This is a genomic window from Janthinobacterium sp. SUN120 (genome assembly GCF_030397735.1).
GTDB lineage: Bacteria > Pseudomonadota > Gammaproteobacteria > Burkholderiales > Burkholderiaceae_D > Janthinobacterium > Janthinobacterium kumbetense.
Genome location: NZ_JAPUBW010000001.1, coordinates 66,384 through 77,629 on the forward strand (window position 1 = coordinate 66,384; position 11,246 = coordinate 77,629).

General features: G+C 64.4%; 12 protein-coding genes. 7 read left to right on the forward strand and 5 right to left on the reverse strand.

Translation table 11 applies throughout. The annotated features are described in order from the left end of the window. Window positions 1–8 precede the first annotated feature (8 nt). Complete coding sequence (locus O0879_RS00215; protein ID WP_289914176.1) at window positions 9–656, reverse strand: cysteine hydrolase family protein; 648 nt, start codon at window positions 654–656, stop codon at window positions 9–11. 112 nt (window positions 657–768) lie between these two features. Here O0879_RS00215 and O0879_RS00220 point away from each other — a divergent pair, with 112 nt between their 5' ends. Continuing rightward, the gene (locus O0879_RS00220; protein WP_289914177.1) at window positions 769–1,761 is read left to right on the forward strand and encodes a helix-turn-helix domain-containing protein; all 993 of its coding nucleotides are present in this window, start codon (window positions 769–771) and stop codon (window positions 1,759–1,761) included. On the opposite strand, the gene O0879_RS00225 is transcribed toward O0879_RS00220, so the two are convergent. Next, a complete protein-coding gene (locus O0879_RS00225) occupies window positions 1,744–2,625 on the reverse strand; it encodes a tetratricopeptide repeat protein (RefSeq protein ID WP_289914178.1) in 882 nt (293 codons plus the stop codon). The genes O0879_RS00220 and O0879_RS00225 overlap by 18 nt on opposite strands. Before the next feature lie 155 nt (window positions 2,626–2,780). On the opposite strand from O0879_RS00225, the gene O0879_RS00230 reads away from it, so the two are divergent. Both O0879_RS00230 and O0879_RS00235 read left to right on the forward strand, forming a co-directional pair. Beyond that, complete coding sequence (locus tag O0879_RS00230; RefSeq protein ID WP_289914179.1) at window positions 2,781–3,545, forward strand: AraC family transcriptional regulator; 765 nt, start codon at window positions 2,781–2,783, stop codon at window positions 3,543–3,545. Window positions 3,546–3,603: 58 nt separating this feature from the next. After that, window positions 3,604–4,551, forward strand: coding sequence for a DMT family transporter (locus O0879_RS00235; RefSeq protein ID WP_289914180.1), 948 nt, complete (start codon window positions 3,604–3,606; stop codon window positions 4,549–4,551). Between the two features lie 22 nt (window positions 4,552–4,573). Here the strand turns inward: O0879_RS00235 and O0879_RS00240 are convergent, their stop codons facing one another. The 3 genes from O0879_RS00240 to O0879_RS00250 all read right to left on the reverse strand — a co-directional run bounded on the left by O0879_RS00240 (window position 4,574) and on the right by O0879_RS00250 (window position 6,244). Further along, the gene (locus O0879_RS00240) at window positions 4,574–5,140 is read right to left on the reverse strand and encodes a carboxymuconolactone decarboxylase family protein (RefSeq protein ID WP_289897335.1); all 567 of its coding nucleotides are present in this window, start codon (window positions 5,138–5,140) and stop codon (window positions 4,574–4,576) included. Window positions 5,141–5,248: 108 nt separating this feature from the next. Beyond that, entirely contained in the window at window positions 5,249–5,596 is a 348-nt protein-coding gene (locus tag O0879_RS00245) for a hypothetical protein (RefSeq protein ID WP_099667338.1), read from the reverse strand. 147 nt (window positions 5,597–5,743) lie between these two features. Beyond that, window positions 5,744–6,244: an Lrp/AsnC ligand binding domain-containing protein gene (locus tag O0879_RS00250; protein WP_070222192.1), complete on the reverse strand. Its 501-nt coding sequence runs from the start codon at window positions 6,242–6,244 to the stop codon at window positions 5,744–5,746. A 106-nt stretch (window positions 6,245–6,350) separates the two neighbouring features. Between O0879_RS00250 and O0879_RS00255 the strand changes: the two genes are divergently transcribed. The 4 genes from O0879_RS00255 to O0879_RS00270 all read left to right on the forward strand — a co-directional run bounded on the left by O0879_RS00255 (window position 6,351) and on the right by O0879_RS00270 (window position 11,145). After that, the gene (locus O0879_RS00255) at window positions 6,351–7,640 is read left to right on the forward strand and encodes a D-amino acid dehydrogenase (protein WP_099667339.1); all 1,290 of its coding nucleotides are present in this window, start codon (window positions 6,351–6,353) and stop codon (window positions 7,638–7,640) included. A gap of 13 nt (window positions 7,641–7,653) precedes the next feature. Continuing rightward, window positions 7,654–8,772: an alanine racemase gene (alr, locus tag O0879_RS00260; protein WP_289914181.1), complete on the forward strand. Its 1,119-nt coding sequence runs from the start codon at window positions 7,654–7,656 to the stop codon at window positions 8,770–8,772. An 88-nt stretch (window positions 8,773–8,860) separates the two neighbouring features. Further along, complete coding sequence (locus O0879_RS00265) at window positions 8,861–9,418, forward strand: NAD(P)H-dependent oxidoreductase (RefSeq protein ID WP_099667341.1); 558 nt, start codon at window positions 8,861–8,863, stop codon at window positions 9,416–9,418. A gap of 176 nt (window positions 9,419–9,594) precedes the next feature. After that, the gene (locus O0879_RS00270; RefSeq protein WP_289904446.1) at window positions 9,595–11,145 is read left to right on the forward strand and encodes a sensor domain-containing diguanylate cyclase; all 1,551 of its coding nucleotides are present in this window, start codon (window positions 9,595–9,597) and stop codon (window positions 11,143–11,145) included. The last annotated feature ends 101 nt before the right edge of the window (window positions 11,146–11,246 follow it).

Genomic DNA, 11,246 nt, shown 5'->3' on the forward strand with positions numbered 1-11,246 from the left:
CTCCGTACTTAGGCGGCGCTGGCCGCTTTCCGCGCGCGCTGGTTCGACAGATAAATATTGTCCTTTTCCAGCGGCTTGCCTTCGCGCACGGCAGCGAGCCAGTCCTGTGTGCTGACGACGGCGGCGAAATTCGAGTGGAACACGGCGCTGAACACGCGGTGGATTTCCTCGGCGCTGGCCGTGCCGCCCGCGTTGCTGTAGGGCAGGGTGCCCGTGGCGTCCTGCAGGAATTCGACTTGCAAGCCGTCGTGGGCGGCGTGGAAGATCGTGGCGGCGTCGCAATTGTGCGTCATGTAGCCGACCACCGTCAGGGTGTCGATGCCGTGGCTGCCCAGCCAGGCCTGCAAGTCCGTGCCCGCGAAGGCGCTGCCCGTGACCTTGTTGATGCGGTGGTCGGCGGCAAAGGCGGCCACTTGCGGATGCAGCTGCCAGCCGTCGCTGCCCTTGGCAAAGATGGGAGAGGCTTCCGGCGCATCGTGCTGGACGACGATGACGGGCACGCCGGCGGCGCGCGCGGCAGCCATGGCCGTGACGATATTGGGCAGGGAAATATCGACGGATGGATATTCGATGGGCATGTCGCCCGTAAAGTATTCATTTTGCACGTCGATGACGAGCAGGGCGCGGCGCGGGGTGGTGGAAGCGTGGGTGGACATGGTTTCTCCTGGAACGGTTGAAAGAGGATGGACTTCCTCGATAGCGCCATTTTCAAGCCGCGCGCCGCAAATAAAAAGTGGCCCGAAGGCCTATGTGCGATAAAATCGGGCCATGCCTACCGTTCCTGCACCTTCCTCCCCCTTGAGCGTGGCCGTGATCGCCTTCGACGGCATGACGCCCTTCCACTTGTCCGTGCCTTGCCTCGTGTTTGGCGCCCAGACGGACGAGACCGACTTGCCGCCTTTCCACGTGCGCGTGTGCGCCGCCGATCCCGTGCCCTTGCGCACGGCGGCCGGCTTCGGCATCACGCCCGAGTTCGGTCTGGAAGGGCTGGAAGGGGCCGATATCGTCATCATGCCGGCCTGGCACGACGATTGCCGCGATGCGCCGCCGCCCCTGGTCGCGGCGTTGCAGGTCGCCAGCCGGCGCGGCGCGCGCATGGTGGGGCTGTGCCTGGGCGCGTTTCCCCTGGCGCAGGCGGGCTTGTTGGATGGCAAGAGCGCAGCCACGCACTGGGGCATGGCGGAGCGGCTGGCAGCCCGCTATCCCAGAGTCAGGGTGGACCGGGAAGTGCTGTACGTGGACGATGGCGGCGTGCTGACGTCGGCCGGCGTGGCGGCCGGCCTCGATTGCTGCCTGTATCTGCTGCGCCAGCTGGCGGGCGCCGAGGTGGCCAACCGGGTGGCGCGCCGGCTGCTGGTGGCGCCGCACCGCCAGGGCGGGCAGGCGCAATTCATCGAGCGCCCGCTGCCCGTGTCCGGCAGCGAAGGGCGCTTTGCCGAGGTGCTGGCTTGCGTGACGGCCAATCTGGGCATACCCCACAGCATCGACGCGCTGGCCGAACGGGCCGCCATGAGCCGGCGCAACTTCACGCGCCATTTCCGCCAGGCGACGGGCACGTCGTTCAAGCAGTGGCTGCTGAACCAGCGTCTTGCGCATGCGCAAGGCTTGCTGGAAAAGAGCGGGGCCTCGATCGACGTCGTGGCGCAGGAGGCCGGCTTCGGCACGGCCCTGTCCTTGCGCCAGCACTTTCGGGCGAACCTGCAGACGTCGCCTTCGGCGTACCGCAAGCTGTTCCGGCAGCAGCTAGGCCAGCTCGCTTGACCAGAGCAGCGCCGGGTCCCGGCTGTCCTGCGGCAGCATTGCGCTGACGGCGATTTGCCGCGCGATGAAGGCGGCCGGCTCGAAGGCATGGCGCTCCTGGAAGGACACGGTTTCCGCGCTCATCAGTTCCGAATAGGTTTGCATCAAGGTCGAGGCGCAGCGGTAATTGCCTTGCTCAAGATACGTGTCGATGGCGGCCAGCAGCATGGGGTAATCCGCATTGTCCTTGCTGCCGCCGAAGTTGAACGACAGCTGTCCGCAGGCACGCCAGATGGGGTCGATTTCCCCTTCCGGCACCGGCTGCGTGCGCAGCCATTGCAAGGCTTTCAAGGGCGGGCCGCCGAACGAGGGGGGCGAAATGATGGCCTGGATCGCCACCTTGACGGCCTCATCGATTCTTCCCGCGCGCACATACTGGCCGTGCAGCAGCGCCAGCGCATCCGTGTATTCGGGCAGGAGGGCGAGCGCCGCTTCCAGCAGCGCGATGGCCGCGTCCGGGTTGCGCTGGGCAATCAATTCCTTGGCTGCCAGAAAGGCGGCGCGTGGCGAAGCGGGGTCGTCGTCCAGCGTGGGCAGCGCCACGTAGCCGTCTTCGTCTTCGTCTTCCGCGTCGCCGGCTGCCGCATGGGCGCGCAGGAAAGCGGCCAGGCTGGAAAAATTCGGCTGCAAGCGCCATTCGTCATGCCACGTTTCGACGACGATCGGTTCGGATGCTTCGCGGCCGATGGGCCAGTACAGGCCGAACGTGTCGCCATTGCCCAGCGCGCCTTCGAAGAAGGGATTGAAGCCGAGCGGCGGGTAGGGTGCGCTGTGTTGCCAGTCTTGTTCCACCGAGATGTGGGCGAGTTGTGCAGGTAGTAGCATGGAAGTGGCAGAGGAAAAAACGCCAGTGTAGAGCAAGCGGGCGCCACTGGCACGCACAGTCGGAGCGTGTGGCGGCACGCCAGGCCTGGGGCATTGCCGTGCTGATAATCGCCGTGCTGATAAAATAATTGCTTCTTCGCCCAGGCCGGCACCCCATGTCCAGCACCCCCCATCCTGCCATCGACCTCAGCTTTCGTAGCTACGCGGAAATCGGCGCGCCGAACCGGCATGACTTCGTGCAGCTGGTGCTGCCCCTGCACGGCCAGTTGCTGCTGGATATCGACGGCAAGCAGGGCAAGGTGGATGCGCAGCAGGGCGTGGTGATCCCGGCCAATACCTGGCACGCGCAGCATAGCCGGGTTGCCAACCACTCGATCATTCTCGACGTGGATGCGGCGGCCGTGGAGCAGGGCAGCTGGGGCCGCCTGCTGGAGCGGCCGTATGCGGCGCTGGGGCCGGGTGCCCGCAAGCTGATCGAATACCTGGGCATCATGGCCGGGCAGCAGGCGCTGACGCCGGCCGTCATCCAGGGCTGGACACCGCTGCTGCTGGATACCTTGCTGCAGACCGCGCCGCAGGCCCGCTCGCGGCTGGCCGCGCTGCTGGCGCGCGTGCAGGCCGAGCCTGGCTTGCCCTGGTCGACGGCATCGATGGCGCGCTTTGCCAACCTCAGCGTCAGTCGCCTGCATGCACTGTTCCGCGAAGAAATGGATACCAGTCCGCATGCCTGGCTACAGCAGCAGCGGATAGGGCGGGCCTGCGACTTGCTCACCGCCAGCGACGCCAGCATTGCCGAGATCGCGCTGGCGGCCGGCTTTTCCGAGCAGAGCGCGCTGACGCGGGCCATGCGCGACAGCATCGACGCCACGCCAGCCGCTTACCGGCGACAACGTCGCGAGAACCGGTCAAAAACGCAGTAGATTACGCCAAGAACGGGCGCGCCGCAGCGGCCACAATCTCCTTTTCGGGAGATTGAATATGTTGCAAAAGAATAAGACCCGCCTGGGCATGCTGGCCGGTATCGCTGCGGGCGCGCTGTGGGGCCTGGTGTTCCTGGCGCCGGCGCTGCTGCCCGCGTTCCAGCCGCTGGAATTGTCGGTGGGCCGCTACCTGGCCTACGGCCTGATCGCGGCCGTGCTGGTCGCGCCGTCGTGGCGGCGCCTGCTGCGCAGCCTGGGCTGGCGCGAATGGCGGGGCTTGATCTGGCTCAGCCTGACCGGCAACATCATCTATTACGTGCTGCTGGCCAGCGCCGTGCAGACGGGCGGGGTGGCCATGACGTCGATGGTGATCGGCCTGCTGCCGCTGGTCGTCACCGTGGTCGGCAGCCGCGACCACGATGCCGTGCCGCTGCGCAAGCTGCTCCCTTCGTTGCTGCTCAGCGGTGCCGGCTTGTTGTGCATCAGCTGGCAGTCGCTCGCGCATCCCGGCCATGCATCGCTGCTGGGACTGTTGTGCGCGCTGGCGGCGTTGCTGTCGTGGACGGTGTATGCCGTCGGCAACAGCCGCTGGCTGGGGCGCTTGCGCGCGGTGTCGGCGCAGGAGTGGAATCTGCTGACGGGCGTGGTGACGGGCGCCGCTGCATTGCTGCTGGCGATTCCCGTCGCGCTTGCGGCACCGGCCGCGCATGGCGGCACCGCATGGCTGCAGTTCGCCGGCCTCGTCACGGGTGTGGCGCTGCTGTGTTCAGTCGTCGGCAACGGCTTGTGGAATTACGCCAGCCGCGTGCTGCCGCTGACCTTGATGGGGCAGATGATCGTCTTTGAATTCCTGTTTGCCCTGTTGTACGGCTATGCGTGGGAGCGGCGCTGGCCCACCGCGGCGGAATCTGCGGCGACGGCGCTGCTGCTGGCGGGCGTGCTGGCTTGCGCGGTGGCGCACCGGCCGCAGCGGGCGGCCAGCGCGGCGACGGCCCGGGCGGCATAAGGCGCGGCGCTGGCCAGGCCCTTCAGTCGCGTTCCGGCACCGGCACGTTGAAGCCGTTCAAGGTGGTCGATACCAGTGCGTACAGGCCCACGAGGTAGATCAGCTCGTTGATGCCATGCTGGCCGAAGGTGGCCAGCGCCAGGCGGTACAGCGGCTCCGGCAGCGTGCCGCCACGGCTGAGCGCGTAGGCCAGGTCGTAGGCCACGCTTTCCTGCTTGTCCAGGTCGAGCGGCTTGACGTCCGCTACCAGCGTGGCGAGGCGCTCGGCAGGCATGCCTTCGCGCTCCGCGACGGCGATGTGGGCGTAGATTTCATAGGCGGCGTTGTAGCGCGCGCCGACCACCAGGATGGCAATCTGGCGCACCTTGTCGGGCAGCGTGGCGTTGGCCGTCATGGCCAGGGTCAGGTTCCAGATCGCCTTGCCGATGGCCGGTTCGTGCAGCCATGGATTCCACGGCCCCATCAGGGCACCATCTTCGCGCACGGCGATGAAATCGTTGAAATTGCTGGTGATGCCTTTGCGCATATCGTCGTACAGCGGCTGTTGTTCTTGTGTCAGGTCTTTCGGAGCGATCAGGGGCAGGCGCATGGAAACTCCTTGCAGGGTAGGTGGGCGGTGGGCGGCGGGAGCCAGCAGCCAGTATAGCCATCTGGCTGGCGGCTGCCTTACGCTGTCGCACACGTGCGCGGCCTGCGCCTACCTGCGCGGCTCGTGGATGCGGAACTTCTTGACGATGCCCGCCTGGTCGAACATGACGGCCACTTCGCGCGTGCCTTTTTCGCCCAGCAGGGGGATCAGCCGCGTCACGCTGGGCGTTTTCAGCTGGTTCTTGTAGACCCAGACTTCATAGCCGGGATCGAAGCTGACGACGGTGGCGTTGCCCAGGGCCGCGTCGAGGTCGAGGCGGGTGGTCTTGCCGACCTTGATGTTTTGATAGATGGCGCCATTGTCCGGCGCACGGTTGACCTTGTATTCACTGGCGGTGCACATGGCCACGGCCAAGCCCGCGAGGCAGGAAGCTGCCAGTTTTATCAATGTGTTCATATGGACTCCCAGTGTGCATCACTGCTTCCAATCTCAGAGGGGACGGGCGTGATGTCAGGAGGGAGTGTGCTTGTGTCGCCGCGAATGTGCTACAAGATTATACAAAGGTGCAAAATTTGATGCTGTCGGTACCGGCAGGCGGTACCTTCAGCGATTTTGCAGCACGTCGGTCGACAGCGCCAGGGTTTCCTTGATTTCTTCCATCACCACATAGCTCTTCGATTGCGCGGCGCCCGGCAACTGCAGCAGCATGTCGCCCAGCAACTTGCGGTACTCGGCCATTTCATGGATGCGCGCCTTGATCAGGTAATCGAAGTCGCCCGACACCAGGTGGCATTCCTGCACTTCGGGAATCTGCAGCACTTCGCGGCGGAATTGCTCGAAGGCGGACGCGGATTTTTGATTCAGCGTAATCTCTACAAAGACGAGCAGCTTGGCGCCCAGCGCGGCCGGGTTCACCTTGGCGTGGTAGCCCGTGATGACGCCGTCGCGTTCCATGCGCTTGACCCGCTCGATGCAGGGCGTGATGGACAATCCCACCTGTTCGCCCAGGTCTTTCATCGAGATGCGGCCATCCTGTTGCAGGATGCGCAGGATGTGGCGATCCAGCTTGTCGAGGCCACGTGCCGATTCTTTAAGGATTCTCATGATTTATTGCTGAATATCTCGATTTATACGTGAACAAATACTGGCTCTTTCCCAATATGATAGCGGTTAATCTGGCGTCAGCCTAAAAAAATATAATGAGGAAACTATGCGTATTGTGATTCTGGGTAGCGGCGTCATCGGCGTCACCAGTGCTTACTATCTGGCCAAGGCAGGACATGAGGTGACCGTCATCGACCGCCAGCCGGGCCCGGCACTGGAAACCAGCTTCGCGAATGCGGGGCAAATCTCGCCCGGCTACGCTTCGCCATGGGCTGCGCCCGGCATTCCCCTGAAGGCCGTGAAGTGGATGATGCAGCGCCACGCGCCCCTGGCCATCTCGCTCGACGGCAGCGCCGCCCAGCTCAAATGGATGTGGCAGATGTTGCGTAATTGCACACCGGAAGCGTATGCCGTAAACAAGGAACGCATGGTGCGCCTGGCTGAATACAGCCGCGACTGCTTCAAGGTGCTGCGCGCCGAGGCCGGCATCACGTATGAAGGCCGCCAGCAAGGCACGATGCAATTGTTCCGCACCGAAAAACAATACAACGACGCCGCCAAGGATATCGAAGTATTGAAAGACGCGGGCGTGCCGTACGAAGTGCTGCAGCGCAACGAACTGTCGCGCGCCGAGCCGGCCCTGGAAGCGGTCAAGGATAAACTGTTCGGCGGCTTGCGCCTGCCCAACGATGAAACGGGCGATTGCCAGCTGTTTACCACCCGCCTGTCCGAGATGGCCGAGGCGCTGGGCGTGAAGTTCCGTTATGGCGTGTCCATCGATGCCTTGCTGACACAGGGCGACGAAATTGCTGGCGTGCAATGTGGCGCGGAAATCGTCAAGGCCGATTCCTATGTCGTGGCGCTCGGTTCCTACTCGACGGGCTTCATGAAGCCGCTGCTGGACATTCCCGTGTATCCATTGAAGGGCTATTCGATCACCGTGCCTATCGTTAACGCGGCCAAGGCGCCCGTGTCGACCATCCTCGATGAAACCTACAAGATCGCCGTCACGCGTTTCGACGACCGCATCCGCGTGGGCGGCATGGCGGAAATCGCCGGCTACAACCTGAACCTGAACCCGCGCCGCCGCGAAACCCTGGAAATGGTCGTCAACGACCTGTTCCCCGGCGGCGGCAACACGGCCGAGGCTACCTTCTGGACGGGCTTGCGCCCGATGACGCCGGACGGCACGCCGATCGTCGGCCGCACGCCGCTGCGCAACCTGTTCCTGAACACGGGCCACGGCACCCTGGGCTGGACCATGTCCTGCGGTTCCGCGCAATTGCTGGCCGACCTGATGTCGTCGAAAAAGCCGGCCATCCTGGCCGACGACCTGTCCGTCAGCCGCTACAGCGGCGCGCAGGGCAATGGCAAACTGCAACACGCGGTGGCTTGAGATGGGGGCCAGCATGCCTCCGAAAGAGCGTAGCGGCGCCATCCTGACGGTGGACCTCGATGCCGTGCGCGCCAACTACCGCTTGCTGCGCGACAAGGCGCACCCGGCCGCCTGTTCGGCCGTCGTCAAATCCGACGCGTATGGCCTGGGCGCCGCGCAAGTGGGCGCGGCCCTGTATGAAGAAGGTTGCCGCCATTTCTTCGTGGCCCACCTGGAAGAGGGCATCAGCCTGCGCCCGCACGTGGCGCCGGACGCGTCCATCTTCGTGCTGCACGGCCCGCCCGTCGGCACGGAAGGCGAATTCACGGCCCATGGCTTGACGCCCGTGCTCAACAGCGAGCCGCAGGTGGCGGGCTGGCGCGCGCATGCAAAAGCGCTGGGCAGCACCCTGGACGCCATCGTGCAGGTGGATACGGGCATGTCGCGCATGGGCTTGTCGCCGCAGGAAATCGACGCCTGGCTGCTGGATCCGCACTTTCTTGACGGCATCAAGGTGCGTTACCTGATGAGCCACCTGGCGTGCGCCGACGAGCGGAGCAACCCCATGAATGGCGAGCAGCTGGCCCGTTTCATCGCCATCCGCGCCCGTTTGCCGCAGTACCGCGCCAGCCTGGCCAATTCCTCGGGCATCTTTTTGTCGCCCGATTATCACTTCGACCTGGTGCGCCCGGGCGCGGCCCTGTACGGCATCGGGCCACAGGGCGGCGAACCGAATCTCCTGCGCTCGGTCGTGCGCCTGCAAGGCAAGGTCTTGCAGACGCGCACGATTGCCGCCGGCGACCACGTGGGCTACAGCCGCCGCTACACGGCCAGCGAGCCGCGCCAGGTGGCGACGGTGTCCGTCGGCTACGCCGATGGCTGGCTGCGCAGCATGAGCAACCAGGGCCTGGCCATCGTCGACGGCGTGAAAGTGCCGCAGATCGGCGCCATCTCGATGGATTCCATCACCCTCGACGTGAGCGCCATCGCCGGCGACCGCGTCGCGCCGGGCAGCCTGGTCGACCTGATCTGCGCCGAACACCCGGTCGACGCCGTGGCGGCCATGGCCAATACCATCGGCTACGAGGTGCTGACCAACCTGGGCGGGCGCTATTACCGCGAGTACCAGGGCCTGGCTGGCGGCGCACGCTAAACAGCGCAAACCCCATGATTGTGTGGCAAGATAGTCCTGCAGTGAAGTTCACTCCAGGGCTATTTTTTCACCATCATCGGGGATATATATGAGTCAATATAACGTTGCTATCATCGTCGGCAGCCTGCGCAAGGATTCCTTCAACCGCAAGCTGGCCGACGCCATCATCAAGCTGGCGCCGCCCGAGTTTTCCTTCAAGCACATCGAAATCGGCGATTTGCCGCTGTACGACCAGGATGACGATGGCGCGCAGTCCGAGCAAGTGCTGCGCCTGAAATCGGAAATTTCCGCATCGCAAGCCTTACTGTTTCTCACCCCCGAATACAACCGCTCGATTCCCGGCGTGCTGAAAAACGCCCTCGACCAGGGCTCGCGCCCGTACGGCCAGAGCGTGTGGGGCGGCAAGCCGGGCGCCGTGCTCGGCGTTTCCGTCGGCGCCACGGGCACGGCCCTGGCGCAGCAGCATTTGCGCAATGTGCTCGCTTACCTGGACGTGCCGCTGCTGGGGCAGCCAGAAATGTTTATCCAGGCCAAGGAAGGCCTGTTCGACGAGCATGGCGGCATCGGCCCGGCCAGCCTGGGTTTCTTCCAGGGCTGGATGCAGCGCTACGTGGACTGGGTCCGCAAACACGCCATCCACGCTTGATGCATGTCAAGGCGGCAACGCTCGGCGTTGCCGCTTGTACACATTCTTTGACCATTGATGCCAAGATTTCAATATTGGCACGGGTGTCTCGGTATAATGCGCCCTTTCTTTAGCGCAATACTTTCCCGACCATCCCATTTCTTGTCGACCCCATGTGGACTAAACCTGTTCTGCGCATGAATTTGCGCCGCTTGATCGTGCTCGTGGCCTTTACCAGCGCCCTGGTGTCCCTGGCCAATACCTTCTACGCCAGCTACAGCGTGCAGCGCCAGCTGCTGATCGATACCACCCTGGAAGCGAATCACGCCTACGCCAGCAAGCTGGCCAGCACGGCCGAGGATTTCCTGCAATCGGCGCGCCAGCAGCTGGCCTACAGCGCGGGCGGCCTGCCTTCGCGCATGGGCGACGAGCAATGGCTGACGGACGAGGCGCAACGCCTGCGCCTGCAAACGAACAGTTTCAATTCCGTGCTCATCGTCGATGCCCAGGGCAAGGTGCTGGGCGTGTCGCCGGAAACCCTGGCCCTGAAAAACCGCACGCTCGATTCGGTCGGCGCCATCCAGGCGCTGCGCGAGCGGCGCCCGCTGGTGACGCAGCCGTATGTGTCGTCGGCCGGCAACCTGGTCGTGTTCATTTCGCATCCCATCCTGGGCAAGGATGGCCGCTACCTGGGCTACGTGGGCGGCAGCATTTACCTGAAACAGAAAAACATCCTGTACACCATGCTGGGCCAGCATTACTACCGCGACGGCTCCTACCTGTACGTGGTCGACCAGAACCGGCGCCTGCTGTACCATCCGGACCCCGACCGCCTGGGCGACGTGGCCGGCAGCAATGACGTCATCGATGCCATCATCGCGCAGCAGGGCGGCGGCAACCGGCGCATGAACAACAGCCTGGGCGTGGATATGCTGGCCGGCTACGCCATCATGCCGTCGACGGGCTGGGGCATCGTGGCGCAGCGCCCGACGGCCATGACCCTGGCCCCGCTGAACCAGCTGATGGCCAACACGGTATGGCACTCGCTGCCCATCGCCTTGCTGAGCCTGCCATTCATCTGGTGGCTGGCCAGCCTGATTTCACGGCCCCTGGTGCAGCTGGCCGAAGGCGCGCGGCGCATGGATGCGCCCGGAACGGCCGAGCACATCGCCGCCATCCGCTCGTGGTATGTGGAGGCGGCGCAAATCAAGAAAGCCTTGCTGAAAGGCTTGGCATTGTTGCAGAACAAGATCGGCAAGTTGAAGACCGACGTGCAGACGGACCCGCTGACGGGCCTGTCGAACCGGCGCGGCATGGCGGCGGCGCTGGAAGCGTGGCAGGCGCAGGCGCGGCCGTTTTCCGTCATCGCCATCGACATCGACCATTTCAAGCAAGTCAACGACCGCTGGGGCCATGCCGTGGGCGACGAAGTCATCCTGCGACTGGCGCAGCTGATGCGCGCCTGTTCGCGCGATGCCGACGTGCTGTGCCGCAATGGCGGCGATGAATTCATCATGCTGCTGCCCGATGCCGACCTCGACGTGGCCATGCAGGTGGCCGAGCGCTTGCGCGCCAAGGTGGCCGCCGCCGTGATTCCCGGCGCGGGCCTGGTCACGATATCGCTGGGCGTCGTGTCGTCGGAACAGGAAGCGGGCAGCACGGACGCCGTGCTGCGCGCCGCCGATGCGGCCCTGTACGTGGCCAAGGAAAACGGCCGCAATTGCGTGGGCATCACGGAGCCCGCCTGACGCGGTTTTCCGTTGGAGCGGTTTGATCTTGTCATTCGGCAAACGTCAAACTGATCCTATGTTTTCTCCCGTTTCTGAGTCTGTTATGTTTTACCCGGAAA

Coding starts and splice junctions, on each gene's coding strand:
- O0879_RS00230 (WP_289914179.1), top strand. CDS start 2,781: ATGTCCAGCACCCCCCATCCTGCCATCGACCTCAGCTTTCGTAGCTAC.
- O0879_RS00220 (WP_289914177.1), top strand. CDS start 769: ATGCCTACCGTTCCTGCACCTTCCTCCCCCTTGAGCGTGGCCGTGATC.
- O0879_RS00270 (WP_289904446.1), top strand. CDS start 9,595: ATGAATTTGCGCCGCTTGATCGTGCTCGTGGCCTTTACCAGCGCCCTG.
- O0879_RS00240 (WP_289897335.1), bottom strand. CDS start 5,140: ATGCGCCTGCCCCTGATCGCTCCGAAAGACCTGACACAAGAACAACAG.
- alr (WP_289914181.1), top strand. CDS start 7,654: ATGCCTCCGAAAGAGCGTAGCGGCGCCATCCTGACGGTGGACCTCGAT.
- O0879_RS00235 (WP_289914180.1), top strand. CDS start 3,604: ATGTTGCAAAAGAATAAGACCCGCCTGGGCATGCTGGCCGGTATCGCT.
- O0879_RS00255 (WP_099667339.1), top strand. CDS start 6,351: ATGCGTATTGTGATTCTGGGTAGCGGCGTCATCGGCGTCACCAGTGCT.
- O0879_RS00250 (WP_070222192.1), bottom strand. CDS start 6,244: ATGAGAATCCTTAAAGAATCGGCACGTGGCCTCGACAAGCTGGATCGC.
- O0879_RS00245 (WP_099667338.1), bottom strand. CDS start 5,596: ATGAACACATTGATAAAACTGGCAGCTTCCTGCCTCGCGGGCTTGGCC.
- O0879_RS00265 (WP_099667341.1), top strand. CDS start 8,861: ATGAGTCAATATAACGTTGCTATCATCGTCGGCAGCCTGCGCAAGGAT.
- O0879_RS00215 (WP_289914176.1), bottom strand. CDS start 656: ATGTCCACCCACGCTTCCACCACCCCGCGCCGCGCCCTGCTCGTCATC.
- O0879_RS00225 (WP_289914178.1), bottom strand. CDS start 2,625: ATGCTACTACCTGCACAACTCGCCCACATCTCGGTGGAACAAGACTGG.